The organism is Pseudomonas sp. 37 R 15, from assembly GCF_900004865.1.
GTDB classification, from domain to species: domain Bacteria; phylum Pseudomonadota; class Gammaproteobacteria; order Pseudomonadales; family Pseudomonadaceae; genus Aquipseudomonas; species Aquipseudomonas fluorescens_AM.
Window position 1 is genome coordinate 1 of sequence record NZ_CVTV01000013.1, and the last position, 20,296, is coordinate 20,296.

General features: G+C 60.0%; 18 protein-coding genes and 1 riboswitch. Of the genes, 10 read left to right on the top strand and 8 right to left on the bottom strand.

What is annotated here, in order from left to right:
* Positions 1–37: 37 nt before the first annotated feature.
* Both BFQ04_RS03105 and BFQ04_RS03110 read right to left on the bottom strand, forming a co-directional pair.
* A complete protein-coding gene (locus tag BFQ04_RS03105) occupies positions 38–1,213 on the bottom strand; it encodes an integrase core domain-containing protein (RefSeq protein ID WP_065949219.1) in 1,176 nt (391 codons plus the stop codon).
* 364 nt (positions 1,214–1,577) lie between these two features.
* Entirely contained in the window at positions 1,578–1,964 is a 387-nt protein-coding gene (locus tag BFQ04_RS03110) for an MAPEG family protein (RefSeq protein WP_057723556.1), read from the bottom strand.
* A 186-nt stretch (positions 1,965–2,150) separates the two neighbouring features.
* Here BFQ04_RS03110 and BFQ04_RS03115 point away from each other — a divergent pair, with 186 nt between their 5' ends.
* A complete protein-coding gene (locus BFQ04_RS03115; RefSeq protein ID WP_065949542.1) occupies positions 2,151–3,386 on the top strand; it encodes a cation:proton antiporter in 1,236 nt (411 codons plus the stop codon).
* A 24-nt stretch (positions 3,387–3,410) separates the two neighbouring features.
* On the opposite strand, the gene BFQ04_RS03120 is transcribed toward BFQ04_RS03115, so the two are convergent.
* Positions 3,411–4,271: a LysR family transcriptional regulator gene (locus BFQ04_RS03120; RefSeq protein WP_065949543.1), complete on the bottom strand. Its 861-nt coding sequence runs from the start codon at positions 4,269–4,271 to the stop codon at positions 3,411–3,413.
* 91 nt (positions 4,272–4,362) lie between these two features.
* Between BFQ04_RS03120 and BFQ04_RS03125 the strand changes: the two genes are divergently transcribed.
* Positions 4,363–4,776, top strand: a complete 414-nt coding sequence (locus tag BFQ04_RS03125) for a VOC family protein (RefSeq protein ID WP_065949544.1) — start codon at positions 4,363–4,365, stop codon at positions 4,774–4,776.
* A 38-nt stretch (positions 4,777–4,814) separates the two neighbouring features.
* Positions 4,815–6,104 (top strand): cation:dicarboxylate symporter family transporter, encoded by a 1,290-nt coding sequence (locus BFQ04_RS03130; protein WP_256544552.1) that lies wholly within the window; start codon positions 4,815–4,817, stop codon positions 6,102–6,104.
* Between the two features lie 12 nt (positions 6,105–6,116).
* On the opposite strand, the gene BFQ04_RS03135 is transcribed toward BFQ04_RS03130, so the two are convergent.
* The 3 genes from BFQ04_RS03135 to BFQ04_RS03145 form a co-directional block, all read right to left on the bottom strand.
* Positions 6,117–7,016: a formate/nitrite transporter family protein gene (locus BFQ04_RS03135; RefSeq protein ID WP_065949546.1), complete on the bottom strand. Its 900-nt coding sequence runs from the start codon at positions 7,014–7,016 to the stop codon at positions 6,117–6,119.
* 56 nt (positions 7,017–7,072) lie between these two features.
* Positions 7,073–9,019 carry a patatin-like phospholipase family protein gene (locus BFQ04_RS03140; protein ID WP_065949547.1) on the bottom strand — a complete coding sequence of 649 codons (1,947 nt, stop codon included), beginning with the start codon at positions 9,017–9,019 and terminating at the stop codon, positions 7,073–7,075.
* 97 nt (positions 9,020–9,116) lie between these two features.
* Positions 9,117–9,521 carry an acyl-CoA thioesterase gene (locus BFQ04_RS03145; RefSeq protein WP_065949548.1) on the bottom strand — a complete coding sequence of 135 codons (405 nt, stop codon included), beginning with the start codon at positions 9,519–9,521 and terminating at the stop codon, positions 9,117–9,119.
* A 180-nt stretch (positions 9,522–9,701) separates the two neighbouring features.
* A riboswitch (S-adenosyl-L-homocysteine riboswitch) is annotated at positions 9,702–9,807 on the top strand.
* A gap of 21 nt (positions 9,808–9,828) precedes the next feature.
* On the opposite strand from BFQ04_RS03145, the gene ahcY reads away from it, so the two are divergent.
* The 5 genes from ahcY (at position 9,829) to BFQ04_RS03170 (ending at position 16,385) form a co-directional block, all read left to right on the top strand.
* On the top strand, positions 9,829–11,238 hold the full coding sequence (ahcY, locus tag BFQ04_RS03150) for an adenosylhomocysteinase (RefSeq protein WP_065949549.1): 1,410 nt from the start codon (positions 9,829–9,831) through the stop codon (positions 11,236–11,238).
* 170 nt (positions 11,239–11,408) lie between these two features.
* Entirely contained in the window at positions 11,409–12,254 is an 846-nt protein-coding gene (gene metF, locus BFQ04_RS03155) for a methylenetetrahydrofolate reductase [NAD(P)H] (protein WP_065949550.1), read from the top strand.
* Positions 12,255–12,329: 75 nt separating this feature from the next.
* Positions 12,330–13,412, top strand: coding sequence for a hypothetical protein (locus BFQ04_RS03160; RefSeq protein WP_065949551.1), 1,083 nt, complete (start codon positions 12,330–12,332; stop codon positions 13,410–13,412).
* A gap of 63 nt (positions 13,413–13,475) precedes the next feature.
* Entirely contained in the window at positions 13,476–14,279 is an 804-nt protein-coding gene (locus BFQ04_RS03165) for a substrate-binding periplasmic protein (RefSeq protein WP_065949552.1), read from the top strand.
* A gap of 222 nt (positions 14,280–14,501) precedes the next feature.
* The gene (locus BFQ04_RS03170) at positions 14,502–16,385 is read left to right on the top strand and encodes a DEAD/DEAH box helicase (protein WP_065949553.1); all 1,884 of its coding nucleotides are present in this window, start codon (positions 14,502–14,504) and stop codon (positions 16,383–16,385) included.
* A 184-nt stretch (positions 16,386–16,569) separates the two neighbouring features.
* On the opposite strand, the gene BFQ04_RS03175 is transcribed toward BFQ04_RS03170, so the two are convergent.
* Both BFQ04_RS03175 and BFQ04_RS03180 read right to left on the bottom strand, forming a co-directional pair.
* Positions 16,570–17,148, bottom strand: coding sequence for a YceI family protein (locus tag BFQ04_RS03175; RefSeq protein WP_065949554.1), 579 nt, complete (start codon positions 17,146–17,148; stop codon positions 16,570–16,572).
* A 32-nt stretch (positions 17,149–17,180) separates the two neighbouring features.
* Positions 17,181–17,732 carry a cytochrome b gene (locus BFQ04_RS03180; protein ID WP_065949555.1) on the bottom strand — a complete coding sequence of 184 codons (552 nt, stop codon included), beginning with the start codon at positions 17,730–17,732 and terminating at the stop codon, positions 17,181–17,183.
* A 272-nt stretch (positions 17,733–18,004) separates the two neighbouring features.
* Here BFQ04_RS03180 and BFQ04_RS03185 point away from each other — a divergent pair, with 272 nt between their 5' ends.
* Both BFQ04_RS03185 and BFQ04_RS03190 read left to right on the top strand, forming a co-directional pair.
* Positions 18,005–19,411 carry an adenosylmethionine--8-amino-7-oxononanoate transaminase gene (locus BFQ04_RS03185; protein WP_065949556.1) on the top strand — a complete coding sequence of 469 codons (1,407 nt, stop codon included), beginning with the start codon at positions 18,005–18,007 and terminating at the stop codon, positions 19,409–19,411.
* 120 nt (positions 19,412–19,531) lie between these two features.
* On the top strand, positions 19,532–20,251 hold the full coding sequence (locus BFQ04_RS03190) for a 16S rRNA (uracil(1498)-N(3))-methyltransferase (protein WP_065949557.1): 720 nt from the start codon (positions 19,532–19,534) through the stop codon (positions 20,249–20,251).
* Positions 20,252–20,296 lie beyond the last annotated feature (45 nt).

Consider the following 20,296-nt stretch of genomic DNA (forward strand, 5'->3'; position numbering starts at 1 on the left):
TGTACGGGTCAACCACATGGGTTACAAAAAAGTGCACTCACATAGGTGACACTTTGATTGAGACATAACCGTTCTTTGCATCTCTCGCATTCACATGGCCCAAGATCACAGGACCGAAGATTACATTCCATACCCCATCACCGATCATCTCCATTCCGATGGTCTGGTGACAAAGTAGATTGCCAACATAAACCCGCATGCCTCCTCGATTGATGATTCCGCTACTGTCGGCCAGGTAACTCTCAATATGACTCGCATAGATCATTTCCGGTAGCGTCTCTGGGTACATTCGAGTTGAAGGCGTATAGCAAGCAGCAGGCGTTTTCTGGCCAAGCGCCTCATGTCCACGCTCGTAATTGTAGTGCTGCAGGAAGCGATCAAAGTGTCGCTGCTGGGCTTCCCACGCAATTGCCGACGGGTGAGGTAATGTACTTTTCAGCGTCCGGTGCATGCGCTCATGCCGCCCATTCTGATCTGGGCGACCTGGCTCGATCCTCTCAGGAATGATCCCAAGTCTCATCCACCAAATCGACAGCTGTGACAGCCCTGCACGACTGGTGCTGGCAAACGGTATCCCATTGTCAGTACGAATACGCTCTGGCAGGCCGTATTCGCGAAAAACCCTTTCGAAGGTTTGCTGGGTTTCCTTCAGATTGGTGCTGCTCATGCTCTGGCACGCCAGCAAAAACCGGCTGGCATGATCCATGATCGTCAGCGGATAACACCAAATCCCTGCTCCGGTCAGGTATTGGCCCTTGTAATCAGCGCTGAACAACTGGTTGGGATTTTCTGCCTTGCGTAAAGGCTTGGGATACACAGCCACCCGTCGGCGCAATGGCTTGGGGGTAATCAAATCAGCTGCCTTGAGAATGTTGTAAATGGTCGTCTTCGAGGGCGGATCCTGATCTGGGAAACGCTGCATGAGGCTATTCTGAATCTTTTTCGGGCCGGGGATCGTCTCGCCACTTAAGCGAAATTCAACGATTGCCTGTTTCACAGCCAAGGGCACCACGTAGGTTTGGTTGTGGCGGCAGCGGCTACGTTCATCAAGCCCACTCGGGCCCTCTGCCTCGTAACGCCTGATCCACTTATACCCAGTCTTGCGGCTGACCTCATAGTCCCGGCACAGCTGGCTAAGGCTGTGCTTCTGGGACAGGTAATCGGCAATGAACATTACTTTAAGGTCCATAGGTTTCAGCTCTTTCCAGGGCATGGTCAGATCCTCGCGAAATCGACCCTGCCAGTTAAAAACTGTTACCTATGTGCGTGAACTGATTTGTAACCCATGTGGGTGAGTCATACCCAAGAGCCTTTTTGGTTACTTTTGGGGCTCTTTTCCAAAAGTGACCCGCTGTAAAAGCGGAACCCATAGCAGCCGTTACGCAGAAACGGATATGTACTCGTTCCAATCCAGCATCCTGGTCGGCCCAGAGGCCGCCATCGGGGGCAAGCCCCCTCCCACAGGGTATCTGCGCTTAACTGACTGCATTGGGGGCAAGCCCCCTCCCACAAGGTATCTGCGCTTAACTGACTGGCATTGGGGCAAGCCCCCTGCCACCAGGGTTCTGCGTCAGGCTTCAGATCGAGACGAAGAAGAAACTCGCAATCAGCGCCATCCCCACCACCCACACCAGCGAACGCAACATCGCCCAGTCCGCCAGGTAGCAAATGATGTACAGCAGCCGGCTGGTGATGAACAACACTGCCAGCACATTGATCGTCACCAGCTCGGCCGTGCCGGCCAGGTGGGCGATGATCACCGCCGCCGCAAAGGCCGGGGTGACTTCAAAGCTGTTGAGTTGCGCATTGTGGGCACGCTTGGCAACGCCTTCGACCGTGTCCAGGAACGCGCGCGGGTCGTGATTATGGCGCGGCCCGAACTTGCCTCCACTGAACTTGGCCACACCCGTACACAGGTACGGCAGAAAGATCGCAATCAACACACACCAGAAAGCCACTGTCATCAGTCATTCCCTTTTTAGATTTATCAAGGCAGTCAGAGCTTCATCACCCACGTGCCGATCAGCCCCACCCACAAGCTAAGAGCCGTGGCCGACCGAAAGGTTCTTTCAGGTAATCGCACCTGTTTATACTAAACGACATCGCGACGCACGCTGTGCACCTCTATTTCCCCGCCCCAAGGACCCCGGATGCTTGAACTTGTTGCCGCCTTCATCTGCCTCACCACCCTGCTCACCTATGTGAACTTCCGTTTTATCGGCCTGCCGCCGACCATCGGCGTGATGGTCACTGCGCTGCTGTTTTCGCTGATCCTGCAAGGCCTCAGTTTTATCGGCTACCCCGGCCTGGAAGAGCGCATCCAGCAACTGATCGGCCAGATCGACTTCGGCGATTTGCTGATGAACTGGATGCTCTCGTTCCTGCTGTTTGCCGGCGCGTTGCACGTCAACTTGAACGACCTGCGCAGCTATCGCTGGCCCATCGGCCTGTTGGCGACCTTTGGCGTCTTGATCGCCACCGTGGTGATCGGCAGCCTGGCGTACTACATTTTTGCCCTGTTCGGCTGGCACGTGAGCTTCCTGTATTGCCTGCTGTTCGGTGCGCTGATCTCGCCCACCGACCCGATTGCGGTGCTGGGAGTGTTGCGTACCGCCAATGCCTCGAAACCGCTGAAAACCACCATCGTGGGCGAGTCGCTGTTCAACGACGGCACAGCGGTGGTGGTGTTTACCGTGCTGCTGGGCATCGCACAGTTGGGTGAAACACCGACCCTGGGCGCCACCGCAATGCTGTTCGCCCATGAGGCGATTGGCGGCGTGGTATTCGGCGGGCTGATCGGTTACCTCGTGTACCTGATGATCAAAAGCATCGAGCAACACCAGATCGAAGTCATGCTGACCCTGGCGCTGGTGATTGGCGGCTCGGCGATGGCTACCGAATTGCACGTCTCGGCACCGATTGCGATGGTGGTGGCCGGCCTGATCATCGGCAACCTGGGGCGCAAGCTGGCGATGAACGACATGACTCGGCGCTATCTGGACGGCTTCTGGGAATTGCTCGACGACATGCTCAACGCCTTGCTGTTCGCACTGATCGGCATGGAACTGCTGCTGTTACCCTTCAACTGGCTGCACGTATTGGCGGCCAGCTTGCTGGCAGTGGCCATCCTGCTGTCACGCCTGCTGACCGTGGCCCCCGCGATCCTCCTGCTGCGACGCTGGCGCACGGTCCCGCGCGGCACTATCCGCATCCTCACCTGGGGCGGGTTGCGCGGTGGCGTCTCGGTAGCGCTGGCCCTGGCATTGCCGCTGGGCCCGGAACGTGACCTGCTGCTGAGCATCACGTATATCGTGGTGTTGTCGTCAATTCTGCTCCAGGGGTTGAGCATCGGCCGGGTGGTGCGCAAGGTTGCCGACCCGGCTTAAGGCGGCGTCCAGGCCACTGCGCTTCTAGCTGCCGAGCAGTAGCCCAAGCAAATGCCGCATCGCCGATGGGCGGTGCGGCGTCGAATCATGCAACACCACAAGGTCACGCGAGTAGCACCGCCCTCCAGCGACCGGCAGCACACGCAACCCATCCAGTGCCATGCCGGCCCATTGCGGCACCAGCGAAACCCCCATTCCCTGTGCAACCAGCATCACAATGGTTTCCAGCGCATCCAACTCGCATACCACTTTCGGTTCAAAAGCCCGCTCATCAAGATAACGCTGGGCAATCTGCCCGCCCCAGGCCCGAGCGTCATAGCGAATGAACGGCTGCTCGCGCATCAGCGTCTCCACCGGCTGCGCGCAAAGACTGGCCGAGGTGATAAGAATGAGCGGCTCAGCCTTGAGCACCACCAGCGTCAAGGATTTTGGCGGCTGAAAAGGTGGCCTCACCAGAATCGCCGCGTCCAGCTCGCCGGTCAGCACTTTTTCATAAAGGCTTTTGGAATCGCCGGGAGTGATCGTCAGCTTCAGCGCGGGGGCCGACACCGCCAACCGCTCAATCAGGCGTGGCAGCACGCCAGTCAGTGCCGTTGATATCGCGCCAATCTTCATGTCCCCCGCTAACGCATCGTGCGCCAGATCGCTCTGCAGCGCCTGCACCTGCTCAACGATCAAACGGATTCTAGGCATCAGCGCCAGACATTGGTCCGAGGGGCGCGCCGCGTGCGCCGTGCGCTGTAACAACGTGCACCCTAACGCTCGTTCAAGGGCCTGGATGCGTTGGCTGATGGCCGCAGCAGTGCGATTCTCCCGGCGTGCAGCTGCTGCAATCGAACCGGTCTCAACCACCGAAATCAGGCTTTTAAGAAAGCGCACGTCCATAATTTTTCCTTTCGCTCAGCGCAACGCGAAGCTGTTTTACCCCGTCGTGCGGCCTGATTACCCTGGATGCTCATTGACTCGGGAAGCCCCCATGAACAGACCCTTTCACGCTGCATATCATGTTCGTGACCTGGACCAAGCGCGGATTTTTTATCGAGATGTGTTGGGTTGCCATGAAGGCCGCAGCGCCGACACCTGGATTGATTTCGACTTCTTCGGCAATCAGCTCTCTCTGCACCTGGGCACGCCCTTCAGCACGACCCGTACCGGCCAGGTCGGAGAGCACAGCGTGTTGATGCCGCATATCGGCGTCGTGTTGCCGCTGGATGAATGGCTGGCGCTGGCCGAACGCCTGACCCAGCTGGGCACTGCCTTCGAAATCCCCCCGGTGGTCCGGTTTGTGGGCGAAGCCGGCGAGCAACGCACGATGTTCTTTCTAGACCCCAGCGGCAACCCCATCGAAATCAAGGGATTCAAGGATTTCAACAACCTGTTCCACCCCTGAAATTCCCGCCCCCAAAACAATAAATAAAGGGATACAGCATGCGTACAAATACATCCTCCAGCCTGGTAACCCGCATCATGATAGGTCTCGCCGCCGGCGTGATCGTCGGCGTCCTTCTCAATCAGTTCCCGGAGCACAAGACCTGGTTTATCGACAACCTGCTGCAACCCGCCGGGGACTTGTTCATTCGGCTGATGAAGATGATCGTGGTGCCGCTGGTGTTCGCCTGCATGGTTGTCGGCATCGCCGGGGCGGGCAGTACTCGCGCCCTGGGTCGCGTCGGCCTGAAGACCTTCACGTACTTCTTCACCATTACCAGTATCGCCATCGTGTTCGGCCTGATCGTCGGCAATCTATTGCAGCCCGGCGTCGGCGCCGACTTCAGCAGTACCCTGCAAGCTCCGGTATCAGGCCTGGCCAGCGCCAGCGAGACGCAAAACCTGGGCCGAACCCTGGCCAACATCGTGCCGGACAACATCGTGTCAGCGATGTCGCAAGGCAAGCTGCTATCGGTGTTGTTCTTTGCCATCCTGTTCGGTTGCGCGTTATCACTGCTGCCGGCCCCGCAGAAAGCCCCTCTGGTGGCTGTGATGCAGGCAGTCTCGGACACCATGTTCAAAGTCACTCATCTGGTCATGCATTACTCACCCATTGGCATCTTTGGCTTGATCGCTGTGACAGTGGCCAGTTTCGGGCTCAGCGCTTTACTGCCCCTGGCCAAGCTGATCGGCATCACCTATGTCGCCGTGGCATTGTTTGCAATCTGTGTTCTAGGAGTGGTAGCGCGTGTCGCCGGAGTGGGCCTTTTTCACTTGATACGCGAAATCCGCAGCGAATTGTTGCTGGCGTACAGCAGCGCCGCGTCGGCCACGGTGATGCCGCAGCTGATCGAGAAAATGGAACGTTACGGCGCCCCCCGCTCGATCACCAGCATGGTCATCCCACTGGGGTACTCCTTCAACCTCGATGGCGCATCTCTGTTCGCTGCACTTGGCACATTGTTCATTGCCCAGGCCTACGGCATCGACCTCAGTCTTGCGGACCAGGCGATGCTGGTGCTGATCATGGTACTGACGTCAAAAGGGGCGGCGGGCGTGCCGGGCTTCATGTTCATCATCCTGACGGCAACCCTGACGACAGCGGGGTTGCCGGTGGAAGGCGTGGCGATCATCGCGGGCGTCTACCGGCTGATGGACATGCCGGTCACGGCGCTCAATGTGTTGGGCAATGCACTGGCACCGCTGGTCATCGCGCGCTGGGAGGGCCAGCTCGAAGCGCCGCGCAGTGACGCGCCGGCAAAGCCCGCCACTCCACCCTTGCAGGCGTGAAACACGCATTGATCATTTATCCTGTGCCGAATCGGAATGCTCCTTGGGGAGTTTACCGGGCGCCTGTTTACCCGAACTGGGCGCCTGGCCTTCACTGCGAATCTGCGCATGGCTGATCAACGCAAAGATAAAGCTGCCACCGATGATATTGCCGGCCAGGGTCGGGCCGGCGAATACCAGCCAGAAGTCATGCCACGACAGTTCGCCGGCAAACACCAGGTACGACACTTCCGCCGAGCCCACCACGATGTGAGTGAAATCGCCCAACGCCATCAGGTAGGTGATCAGGATGATGATCCACATCTTGGCGCTTTCCATCGACGGGATCATCCACACCATGGTGGCGATCATCCAGCCAGAGACGATGCCTTTGGCGAACATCTGGCCGGTGTCGTTTTCCATGATCTTGCGCCCGATTTCGAGGAAGGCCATGTCGGTCTTGGTGTCGAATATCGGCAGGTGCAGCATTACATAGGCCACCAGCAGGGTGCCACACAGGTTGCCCACCAGCACCACCGTCCACAGTCGCAACAGGCGCCCGGCATTGGCCAGGGTCGGTTTGCTCATCACCGGCAACACGGCGGTGAGGGTATTTTCGGTAAACAGCTGCTGGCGCGCGAGGATCACCGCCAGAAAACCCGCGCAATAGCCAAAGCTGGCGATGACCTTGAACGCTTCGCCGTCCGGCAGGCGTGAGTTGAGCAATCCCATGGCCATCAGCGACAGACCCATGGTCAACCCGGCAGCCAGGGCAGACCACCACAACGCCGCGACGCTGCGCTCCAGCTCCTGGTCGCCTTGAGTACGAATGATTTCATGCAGCACCGCCGCGCGGGGCGGCTGGTTTTTGTCTACGTCCTGCTGCTCTTCCTGCGACAGGTTGGGGGTTTTGCCTGCTTCGTCGGTGGCCATGATTATCCGGAGTCCAAGGGGGGCGTGTAGCTACGACACGCGGCCACCGTGGCTGTTCAGTGCCCAGGCAACTTAACCGGAATTCTCCAGGCCTGGGCCATTTCCACCGTGGTGGAACCGGACGCTTTATCCCAGGGTTTATTACGTGCTTTGTAACTGTCGCCGAGGGTGCCGAGCACACGATTGAACTCGGTGGGCGTGGTAGCCCACGCCAAGTCTTGAGCCGTACGCTGGAGCAGTTCGACATTGGCGCCGGGTTGGCCAGGCCGAAACAACGAAGGGTAGATCACCTCCCGCGTGAAGTTGTCTGCTTTCATCGCAATATCGCGCGCGCCCATCTGAGCGACAGCGCCGACAATGACTTTGGACACCGGCGGCGCACCGCCAGCGATCTGCCTGGCCGCCATTTGCAGCAACTGCTGAAAGTTACGCTGATCGGCGACATTGAGACGCCCTGCCAACCAGTCGACTTGCTCAGGCCGTCGTACAAGGGCATCCAGGTTGCGCAGCGCTGATAAAATTTGCGGCGTAAACAGTAGCGTATCGTGGGTCTGATTCGCTTCGGTGATCGCCTCATCCAGCACTTGCAACGCCTGCTGCGCATTGCTTCTGAACGTCAGCACATCCGCCGCGGCCGGGTCTTTTTGCAGCGCCGACTGTACGCTGGCGAGCAGTTGATCATCCATGGCCAACACGGCGTCATGCAGTGATTGAAACGCATGATGCCCAAGCGCTGTAGAGCGGCGTTCCAAATGCGTCTCTACCGCTTGACACGCCTTGGCCTGCAGATTTTGTTTTTGCTCATCCTGCATCGTGAAGTTGACGGTACCGCCGAGCAGGCCGCGAAAATCACCTTTTTCAGTCTTCAGGGGCAAAGTAACGATTTGATCGGCAAACGCTTCGAGCTTTTTCTCCTGGAAGGCTTCAGCAGCCGAATGTTCGACGCCGATGACGCGGTCAGCCACGCTGCTGAGAAAGCTGCCACTTCGCGCCGGTGTCTCGCTGACGCTGGACTCAAACTTGACGATCAACGCTTCAGGCTTGTTCAAGGGACTGTCAGCAAATACCTTCTGCACCACACCCGGCGCCGGGGTATTGAGCAATAAGCCACCGTCCTTGAACGCGGTGATTTCACCTGCGGCCTGGAAGCCATGACCTTGTTCCACGGGGCTTTTGAACACCACCGGCAAGGAACCGGAAATATGCGCCGCCCGAGCGATGTCCATCTGCGGGGTCAAGCTGGCATTGAACACCACCAACTGCGGGCGCCCAGCAAACATACCGGTACCGGTGATGCTCAGTTGCTTGATCGCGGGGATATGACGGTTCAACACCTCAAGGTCACCAAACGTCGGTGCGCCGCCGGCACTCAACTTGTCGGCAATCTTCATCACTTCAGCAGGCCGGGTTTCCCGAGGGCTTTGCGCGATATGCGCAAGCAGCGACCGGCGCGACTCATTTCGAATCAATTCCTCCAGAGGACAGGCTTCAGTTTGCAGGCGCGGCAACAATGTCACCAACAGCTGAGACACATTACCGACGGGGCCGGGTAACCGGCCAATGAGTTTGCCAAGTGTGGCACTGGCGTCCTGCATCCACGCCGTCACGGCATCCTTGCTATTGAGCAGGCTCGGCAGATCAATGCTATCGGACAACTTATCGAAGGCTGCCGCCCCCATACCACTGGCGATCAACGCCGCCGAAATCGCGCCGGCGGATGAGCCGCAAGCCAGTTGGATACCCTGCAGCTTTCCCGCTTGCTCAAGGGCCTGCACCACCCCCGAAAAAGCGATGCCCTTGGCCCCTCCGCCGCTGAGCACCAGGCTTGTGACAGGCGCAGCCGACAAAATCACTTCGACCCGCCCCAGGTCATCGCGCAGAAGCGTCACGTTGCGTTCGCCCACCCCTTCCAACAGAGGCGTCTTGGCGCTGGACTTGGCCGCAGACTGATCCTCTTTATCCAATAAGTGCTGAATCTGGGCACTTGGACTGAACACTTTCATACACAGGCTCTCCGTTGGGTGTGAGCCTGAGTGATGAAAGCCTCTCGCGACGATCCGTACGGAATGATTTGGTAAAGCAAATCACACCGCTACGTTGTCACTCGGAAAGACTGTCGTCCTTGAACTGATCCTTCACGTACTTGATTTCGGTACGACCATGAGGCGCAGGCAGGCCATCTTCACCGAGGTTGACGAAGACCATTTTCTCTACGGTCAGGATGCTCTTGCGGGTGATCTTGTTGCGCACTTCACAGGTCAGGGTGATGGAGGTGCGACCGAACTCGGTGGCGGTGATGCCCAGCTCGATGATGTCGCCCTGGCGCGAGGCGCTGACAAAGTTGATTTCGGAAATGTACTTGGTCACCACGCGCTGGTTGCCCAGTTGGACGATAGCGTAGATGGCGGCTTCTTCGTCGATCCAGCGCAGCAGGCTGCCGCCGAACAGGGTGCCGTTGGGGTTGAGGTCTTCGGGTTTTACCCATTTGCGGGTGTGGAAGTTCATAGGAGGCGGACTCTGAGGTGTTTTAAAGATATATTTCCCCCCTAGCTTCAAGTTTCAAGCTACAAGCTGCAAGTAAAAGCCGATTCGCTTTAAACTTGCCGCTTGCAGCTTGTCACTTGCGGCTCAAAGAAAGCTATAATCGCCCCCGATTTGGAACGGCCACCACCGTTCTCCCGCCACCTGTCCGAGGGGCGCTGCAGCAGGCTTGGCCTGTCAGGCTCGGATGGGGCGTTGTCCGGCCTGGTTTTGCAGCTGGATACTAAACGCACAACGGCGCCCATTCGCACACTACGAATGGAGGCTCTTCATGAGCGCTGTCAACACGCCTGCAGATTTCACCGACTACAAAGTCGCCGACATGTCCCTCGCCGCCTGGGGCCGTCGCGAAACCTTTATCGCCGAATCCGAAATGCCAGCCCTGATGGGCCTGCGTCGCAAGTACGCCGCCGAGCAGCCGCTCAAGGGCGCGAAGATTCTCGGCTGCATCCACATGACCATCCAGACCGCCGTGCTGATCGAAACCCTGGTTGCCCTGGGGGCCGAAGTGCGTTGGTCGTCCTGCAACATTTTCTCGACTCAGGACCAGGCCGCTGCCGCTATCGCCGCCGCCGGTATCCCGGTATTCGCCTGGAAAGGCGAAACCGAAGAAGAGTACGAGTGGTGCCTGGAGCAAACCATCCTCAAGGATGGCGCGCCTTGGGATGCCAACATGATCCTCGACGACGGCGGCGACCTGACCGAGCTGCTGCACAAGAAATACCCGCAGATCCTCGACCGCGTCCACGGTGTGACCGAAGAAACCACCACCGGCGTGCACCGCCTGCTGGACATGCTGGCCAAGGGCGAGCTGAAGATCCCGGCCATCAACGTCAACGATTCGGTGACCAAGAGCAAGAACGACAACAAGTACGGCTGCCGTCACAGCCTCAACGATGCGATCAAGCGCGGCACCGACCACCTGCTGTCGGGCAAGCAAGCCCTGGTGATCGGCTACGGCGACGTGGGCAAGGGTTCGTCCCAGTCCCTGCGTCAGGAAGGCATGATCGTTAAAGTTTCAGAAGTCGACCCCATCTGCGCCATGCAAGCCTGCATGGACGGTTTCGAAGTGGTGTCGCCGTTCATCGACGGCGTCAACGACGGCACCGAAGCGAGCATCGACAAGGCCCTGCTGGGCAAGATCGACCTGATCGTCACCACCACCGGTAACGTGAATGTTTGCGATGCGAACATGCTCAAGGCCCTGAAAAAACGTGCCGTGGTGTGCAACATCGGTCACTTCGACAACGAGATCGACACCGCTTTCATGCGCAAGCACTGGGCATGGGAAGAAGTGAAGCCGCAGGTCCACAAGGTTCACCGTACCGGTGCTGCCAAGTTCGACCCGCAGAACGATGACTACCTGATCCTGCTGGCCGAAGGCCGCCTGGTTAACCTGGGCAACGCCACCGGTCACCCAAGCCGCATCATGGACGGCTCGTTCGCCAACCAGGTACTGGCGCAGATCTTCCTGTTCCAGCAGAAGTACGCCGACCTGTCGCCTGCCCAGAAAGCCGAGCGCCTGACCGTGGAAGTACTGCCGAAGAAACTCGACGAAGAAGTGGCCCTGGAAATGGTTCGCGGTTTCGGCGGCGTTGTGACCCAACTGACCAAGACCCAGGCCGACTACATCGGCGTGACCGTTGAAGGTCCGTTCAAGCCGCACGCTTACCGCTACTGATAAGCCTGCTCCCCCTGTGGGGAGCTGGCTTCAAATGTGGGAGGGGGCTTGCCCCCGATGCGGTGGGTCAGTCGATATATTTACTGACTGACCGACCGCATCGGGGGCAAGCCCCCTCCCACATCGAAGGTGTACACACTCCGCAATTCTGAGTTTCAAAGGGTATTACCATGTCCCAAGACCGTCGCTACAGCTTCGAGTTCTTCCCGACCAAGACCGATGCTGGGCATGAAAAATTGATGGCCACCGCCAAGGTGCTGGCCAGCTACAACCCCGACTTTTTCTCCTGCACTTACGGCGCCGGCGGTTCGACCCGTGACCGCACGATCAACACCGTGCTGCAGCTGGAAAGTGAAGTCAAAATTCCCGCCGCTCCGCACTTGTCGTGCGTGGGCGACAGCAAAGCCGACCTGCGCGGCCTGCTGACCCAATACAAGGCCGCCGGCATCAAGCGCATCGTCGCCCTGCGTGGCGACCTGCCGTCCGGTATGGGCATGGCCAGCGGTGAGCTGCGCTACGCCAACGACCTGGTGAGCTTCATCCGCGAAGAAAGCGGCGATCACTTCCATATCGAAGTGGCGGCCTACCCGGAGATGCACCCCCAGGCGCGCAATTTCGAAGACGATCTCAAAAACTTCGTACGCAAGGCCGACGCCGGCGCCAATAGTGCGATCACCCAGTACTTCTTCAACGCCGACAGCTACTTTTATTTTGTCGAGCGTGTACAGGCCATGGGGGTGAACATCCCGATCGTGCCGGGCATCATGCCGATCACCAACTACAGCAAGCTGGCGCGCTTCTCCGACGCCTGCGGTGCCGAGATCCCACGTTGGGTGCGCAAGCAGCTGGAAGCCTATGGCGACGACGTCAAAAGCATCCAGGCATTCGGTGAGCAGGTCATCACCGAGATGTGTGAGCAATTGTTGCAAGGTGGCGCGCCAGGGTTGCACTTCTATACCCTGAACCAGGCAGAACCCAGCCTTGCCGTCTGGAACAACCTCAAGCTGCCACGCTAAGGCTTGTCCGGTTGTGCCAAGGCCCTCAAACGAGGGCCTTTGTCGTTTTACGTGACCCACGGAATCCCGCAGTCCATGAATACAGTGCCCTCCACTTCCCGTCCGCAGCTGGTCTACCTGGTCTTCGGCGCCGAGACCTACCATCAGGAAGCGGTATTCAGCATTGCCAGCGCGTTGGCCTTCCTGCAAGACGCCCCCGATGCGGCCATGGACATTCAGGTATTCAGCGACAACCCCGAACCCTATCGCCTGCTGCCGGTACGTGTGCGCCCGCTGGACGAGGCCACTCGCAAACGCTGGAGCGAGCCCCACGGTTATCATTTCCGCACCAAGCACGTGGTACTGCGCCAGGTACTGGAAGAGTCCGAGGTGGCGTTGCTGATCGACACCGACACGTTTTTTCACCGCTCTCCCCTGGCCTTGTTCGAGCGCGTACAGCCGGGCACGCTGCTGTGCAACGCCTTCTACACCAAGTACGGCGACAACCACGAAAGCATTCTCTACACCGCGCTTTACCAGCGCCTGCTCGACATGGGCGTGGCCGACGACGACATGATGACCCTCAACTCCGGCGTGATGGGCCTGACCCAGCAGGACGCGCACATCCTCGACCGCTCCATCGAGTTGATGGATGAACTGTTCCCCCATGCCCAGGGCGCCTACACCCTGGAAGAGTTCTGCCTGTCCATCGCAGCCTATCGCACGGTCAACGTGCGCGAATGCCCGGACCTGATCCACCATTACTGGAGCCGCAAGCAGCTGTTCCGGGCCAAGGTCAAGGCCTGGATCACCAAGCACGCCGCAGCGCCCATCAGCGCGCTGGCACTGGCCGACACGCGCCAGGTCTCCGCCCACCTGCCGCGCCCGCCGCGCTTGCAGCGCATGCTGTACAAGCTGATTACCCTGCTGCTGCCCAGGCACCAGCAGCAGTTCATTCGCGAAATCCTCTACGGTTGCTACGAACACGAAAACGAGTTCGACCAGGCCTGTGGCCCGGTTTGGTGGGACAAGGCGCGACAAAACCAGGAAGAGCGCCAGAAGCGTCCGCTTGATGCGCACCAGCTCGAACACTGGTTCGCCAATCCGGTGGTGCGCCTGATTCTCGGCGAGCGGCGTGCCGCAATCCACGCCCACTTGATGGACGCACCAACAAAATAAGGCGGCCCGCCAAAGCGCGCGCCAGAGCTTCTCTTTATGCCGGGAGCGTCGTAACCTCCGGGTATGCCCGTCATTTTCAAGTTGTTGATCGCTGCGCTTGTCACTTGCCTGAGCCTGGCCGCTCATGGCGAGAAATTGCGCATTGTCACCGAGCCATGGGCGCCCTACGTCTACGACGACAACGGCACCATGCGCGGCCTGGACTATGAAACCACGGTGATCGTGTTCCAGCGTCTCGGTGTGGATGTGCAATGGCAGTTCCTGCCGTGGAAGCGTTGCCTGGCCATGCTCGACCAAGGCCACGCCGACGGCGCACTGGACATTTTCCACAGCCACGAGCGCGACGCTTCGCTGCTCTACCCCAGCGAACCCCTGTCGGCAGTCGAGTTCGTCCTGTTCTACGCCAACGAACGCCCCCACCCCGCCGAAACCCTCGACGACCTGCGCGGCCTGACCGTGGGCGTCTCGCCCGGCTATCTGTATGGCGAAACATTCAGTGCGTCCGATGCCTTCGCCCGTGAACCCGCTCCCAGTCATGAAGCCAACTTCGGCAAGCTCATGCTGGGGCGCATCGACATGGTGGTCACTGACCGTCGCGTGGGCCAGCATGTGATCAAGGAGTTGGGTCTGGAAGACAAGGTCAGCCAGGCGCCCGTGGTGGTCAGCCGCCAGCAACAGTTTCTCGCCGTTCGCCGTGGCGCGGGCATGGACCTGCTGGTCCAGCGCTTCGCCGCTGAACTCAGGCGTTTCAAGCAAGAGCCGGCCTATGCCGCCTTGAGCGCCAAATACGGCGGTATCCTTGCGCAAACGGTGCCGATCAGCGCGTCCGAATACACCGTTGAGCAGCAGGAAAGCAGCGCGCAGTGATTGCTCTGTTATACTCCGGCCTTTCCGCCAGGCTTACGCCCGGCCGCTCGGGTCTTGAAAAAGGCACCCAACCCCGCTACAGCGCAGCTTTGCAGCCCGCGCGAGCCGGTGGAGTGCCCGCCAGACGCAGCAGGACCGGACGGGATTACGCTCCCCTAAGCGCCATTCACGCCCGGCAAGATTATCCCTTTGGGCCAAGCCCTAACTAAAACAGGATTACTCATGTCCTTTGCTTCCCTCGGTCTCTCCGAGGCTTTAGTCCGCGCCATCGAGGCGGCGGGCTATACCGAGCCTACTCCGGTGCAACAGCGGGCCATTCCCGCCGTGTTGCAAGGTCGCGACCTGATGGTTGCGGCGCAGACAGGTACCGGTAAAACCGGTGGTTTCGCCCTCCCGATTCTGGAGCGGTTGTTCCCCAACGGTCACCCGGACAAATCCCAGCGTCACGGCCCGCGTCAACCGCGTGTACTGGTCCTGACCCCCACCCGCGAACTCGCCGCCCAAGTGCACGACAGCTTCAAGCTGTATGCCCGCGACTTGAAGTTCGTCAGCGCCTGCATCTTCGGCGGCGTCGGCATGAACCCTCAGGTTCAGGCCATGTCCCGTGGTGTCGACGTGCTGGTGGCATGCCCGGGCCGTTTGCTCGACCTGTGCGGCCAAGGCAGCGTCGATCTGTCCCACGTGGAAATCCTCGTGCTGGACGAAGCCGACCGCATGCTCGACATGGGCTTTGTCCATGACGTGAAAAAAGTGCTCGCCCGCCTGCCGGCCAAACGTCAGAACCTGCTGTTCTCGGCAACGTTCTCCCAGGACATCACCGCCCTGGCCGGCAAGTTGCTGCACAACCCGGAACGCATCGAAGTCACGCCGCCGAACACCACGGTCGAGCGTATCGAACAACGCGTCTTCCGCCTGGCGGCCAGCCACAAGCGCTCGCTGCTGGCGCACCTGATCACCCACGGTGCCTGGGAACAGGTGCTGGTGTTCACCCGCACCAAGCACGGCGCCAACCGCCTGGCCGAGTACCTGGACAAGCACGGCCTCACCGCCGTCGCCATCCACGGTAACAAGAGCCAGAACGCGCGCACCAAGGCCCTGGCTGACTTCAAGGCCGGTTCCGTACGCATCCTGGTCGCCACCGATATCGCCGCCCGCGGCCTGGATATCGACCAACTGCCGCACGTGGTCAACTTCGAGCTGCCAAACGTCGATGAAGACTACGTGCACCGTATCGGTCGCACAGGCCGTGCCGGGCGTTCGGGCGAGGCCATTTCCCTGGTCGCGCCGGACGAAGAAAAACTGCTCAAAAGCATCGAGCGCATGACCAAGCAGAAAATCGCCGACGGCGACCTGATGGGCTTCGATGCCAGCGCTGTGGAGGCCGAAAAGCCAGAAGCGCGCGAGCGTCCGGACGTACGCAACCCCCGCAACCCACGCGGTCCGAAGGGCGATGGCCCGAACGGCGGCGGTGGTGGCGGTGGCCGTCGCGACAAGGGCAAGGACAAGGGCAAGGAAAAAACCGCGACCAGCAGCCGTGGCGAACGCCCGGCCCGCGAGCAGAAGCCGCGCGAAGGCACCCCGGCCCGCGAACAGCGCCAGCCGAGCCAGCCGCCACGCGCTGCAGCCGATCGTGCTCCGGACGAATTCCTTGATGACGATGTGGATAACTTCGGTAACCGCGTCGACTACGTGCCACAGGCCAAGCCTGCACAGGGCCGCGGCCGTCGCCCAGGCGCCCCGGCACAAGGCGCAGGCGCAGCCGCTCCACGTGGTGGTCAGCCACAAGGCGCCCGTCAGAATGGCCCGCGCAACAGCAGCGGCGGCACCACCGGTACGCCGCCAGCCAAGCGCAGCGGCCCACGCAACGGTGCCCCGCGTGACGGCCAGGCCCGTCGCGAGGACTCGCGCAGCAACAACCGCCGCCCGGCCCGTGACGAGCAGCCACGTTCGTCCGAGCCAGCGGTGCAAAACCCGCGCGGCGGCCCGGCGCCGAAGATTATCCACAAGGAGTCGAAAGCGGATCGCTTCCCGACACCCGAGCAGTTGGATCAACTGCCTGGCCGTCCTCGTGGTGAAAAACCAGCGCTGCTGACTCGCAACCGCTGAGTTTCAAAGCGCCATAAAAAATGCCCCGCCTCTTTCGAGACGGGGCATTTTTTTATGAGCTCAACAAACCGAATGTGGGAGGGGGCTTGCTCCCGATAGCGACATGCCAGTCAGCCTGTTGATACTGACACACCGCTATCGGGGGCAAGCCCCCTCCCACACTGAACGCATTGTCAGGCAGAAATTACTTCTGCTTCACGCCTTCCAGCGTGATGTCCAGGTCGACAGTCTGCGAAGTCGGGCCTGGGCCTTTCACGCCGAAGTCGTTCAGGTCGATCGTAGTCTTGGCGTTGAAGCCGGCACGTTCGCCGCCCCATGGATCCTTGCCTTCACCGTTGAAGGTGGCCTTGAAGGTCACCGGCTTGGTCACGCCGTGGAAGGTCAGGTCGCCGGTCACGTCAGCTGTCTTTTCGCCGGTGGGTTTAACGGCGGTGGACACGAACTTGGCGTCGGCAAACTTGGCCACGTCGATGAAGTCTTTGCTGGCGATGTGCTTGTCACGTTCAGCGTGGTTGGACCACAGGCTGGCGGTTTTCACGTCGACGGCGATTTTGCTGGCTTCAGGCTTGGTTGCGTCCCAGCTGAAGGTGCCATCCCAGTCCTTGAAGGTACCGTGGATATAGCTGTAGCCCAGGTGGCTGATTTTCCAATCGATGAAGGCGTGCTGGCCTTCCTTGTCGATCTTGTAGTCAGCAGCCATTACCTGCCCGGCGGACAGCAGCGCGGTACCGATTGCCAGAGCGGCGAGTGTCTTCTTCAACATGCTTTCTATTCCTTGTGAGTCGAGGTTGAACATCAGGCTTTGCGCCCCAGCATTCGCGTCAGGGTCACATCACGATCGATAAAATGGTGTTTCAGTGCCGCCACGCCGTGCAAGCCGGCGAACACCACCAACACCCAGGCCAGGTAGAAATGCACCCAGCCGGCGGTATCTGCCTGGTCCGGTAGACCGGAAACCACGGCAGGAATTTCAAACAGGCCAAACACCGGGATACCGACACCGTCTGCGGTGGAAATCAGGTAACCGGCAATCATCACGGCAAACAATCCGAGATACAGGAACGCGTGACCAAACGCGGCGCCGATACGGGTCAAGCGACTGTAGCTGGTCAACGGCGGGGGCGGCGGGCTGACCAGGCGCCAGACAATGCGTACCAGCATGATCGCGAACAGCGTAATGCCAATGCTCTTGTGCAGGTCCGGCGCGTCTTTGCGCCAGGCGCTGTAGTAATCGAGGCCGACCATCCACAGGCCCAGGGCGAACAATCCAAACACCACCAGGGCCACGCCCCAGTGCAAAACCATGCTGACCCAACCATAGCGGGCCGGTGAGTTGCGTAGCTGCATGTACTTAATCCCGTAAGAACTGTGCCCAAGACTAGCGTTTTACCTATCGAATTAAAGCGGAAAATTTCGCTTTGAAATATCGAGAAATACGATCTGGAGGCTATGCATAATAAATTAACAAGGGATTAAGACTATTCCCAGGAAACGTGACAGACCGTCCTGTATTTACCGCGAATTTCCCCACAATGGCTTGTGACCCACGTCACCATTGCATAGGCTTGCGCGATTGTTTCACCTGCGCAGGCCGCAGGACCGCTTCGAGGAGATCACCGATGGGCTTGAATAACCAGTGGATGCAACGCGACCTCGCGGTGCTGTGGCATCCCTGCACCCAGATGAAAGACCACCAGCAACTGCCCCTTGTGCCGATCAAGCGCGGTGAAGGCGTATGGCTGGAAGATTTCGAAGGCAAGCGCTACCTCGATGCCGTCAGTTCCTGGTGGGTCAACGTGTTCGGCCACGCCAACCCGCGCATCAACCAGCGCATCAAGGACCAGGTCGACCAACTGGAGCACGTGATCCTCGCCGGTTTCAGCCATCAGCCGGTGATCGAGCTGTCCGAGCGCCTGGTGGCAATGACGCCCGCAGGCCTGACCCGCTGCTTTTACGCCGACAATGGCTCGTCGTGCATCGAAGTCGCGCTGAAGATGAGCTTCCACTACTGGCTCAACCGTGGCCTGCCGAACAAAAAGCGCTTCGTCACCCTGACCAACAGCTACCACGGCGAAACAATCGCGGCGATGTCGGTGGGTGACGTGCCGCTGTTTACCGAAACCTATAAGGCGCTGTTGCTCGACACCCTCAAGGTGCCGAGCCCCGACTGCTACCTGCGCCCCGAGGGCATGAGCTGGGAAGAACACTCGCGCACGCTGTTCCTGGCGATGGAACAGACGCTGGCCGAGCACCACGACAGCGTCGCCGCCGTGATCGTCGAACCGCTGATCCAGGGCGCCGGTGGCATGCGCATGTATCATCCGGTGTACCTCAAGCTGCTGCGCGAAGCCTGCGACCGTTACGGCGTGCACCTGATCCACGACGAAATCGCTGTGGGCTTTGGCCGCACCGGCAGCATGTTCGCCTGCGAACAGGCCGGCATCCGCCCGGACTTCCTGTGCCTGTCCAAGGCCCTGACCGGCGGCTACCTGCCGCTGGCCGCCGTGGTCACCACCGATGACGTGTACGACGCCTTCTACGACGACTACCCGACCCTGCGCGCGTTCCTGCATTCCCACAGCTACACCGGCAACCCGCTGGCGTGCGCGGCGGCACTGGCGACCCTGGATATCTTCGAAGAAGACAACGTCATCGAAAACAACAAGGCCCTGGCCCAGCGCATGGCCAGCGCCACGGCGCACCTGGTGGACCACCCGCACGTGTCGGAAGTGCGCCAGACCGGCATGGTGCTGGCCATCGAGATGGTGCAGGACAAAGCCACCAAGACCGCTTACCCCTGGCAGGAACGCCGTGGCCTGAAGGTGTTCGAGCATGCCCTGGAACGTGGCGCGTTGTTGCGACCGCTGGGCAGCGTGGTGTACTTCCTGCCGCCGTATGTGATTACCCCGGAGCAGATTGACTTCCTCGCCGAAGTGGCCAGCGAAGGGATTGATATCGCCACTAACAGCAAAGTCAGTGTGGCGGTGCCGAAAGATTTTCACCCAGGCTTCCGCGATCCGGGTTGATTGCCTAAACCTTTGTAGGAGCGAGCTTGCTCGCGAAGGCATTCCAAGCGCATCGCTGCGTCGGATGTACGTTTTTCGCGAGCAAGCTCGCTCCTACCTACACCTCTTCAGAGAACAGAAATGAGACTGTCCCGCTTTTTCACCGACACCCCGCTGAGCCTCGGTGACCATGAGTTGCCGCAAGCCCAGGCGCATTACATCAGCCGTGTGTTGCGCATGGTCGAAGGCGACGCCGTGCAACTGTTCGACGGTTCCGGCCAGGAGTTTCTCGGCAGCCTGCTGGAAGTCGGTAAAAAGCGCGTCACCGTGCAACTGACGCAAAGCTTCAACGGCCAGGCCGAGTCGCCACTGCATATCCACCTCGGTCAGGGCCTGTCCCGTGGCGAGCGCATGGATTGGGCGATCCAGAAAGCCACCGAGCTGGGCGTCAACGCGATCACGCCGATTTTCAGCGAGCGCTGCGAAGTGCGCCTCAAGGACGAACGCGCCGACAAACGCCTGCTGCACTGGCGCCAGGTGGCGATCAGCGCGTGCGAGCAATGCGGGCGTTCGACAGTGCCGGCGATTCACCCGCCGCTGTTGCTGGCCGACTGGCTGAAACAGACCGAGGCCGACCTCAAGCTGGTCCTGCACCCGGTGGCCGAGCCGATGGTCAGTCATGCCAAGCCGTCGAGCCTGGCCTTCCTGATAGGGCCTGAGGGTGGGCTGACCGACGGCGAAGTCGACACCGCCCAAGGCGCCGGCTTCCACGCTGCCCGCCTCGGCCCACGGGTGTTGCGCACCGAAACCGCGCCGGTGGTGGCGCTGTCCGTGGCCCAACAGTTGTGGGGCGACTTCTGACCCTGCCGTGTAAACCCAATCAAAAATGTGGGAGGGGGCTTGCCC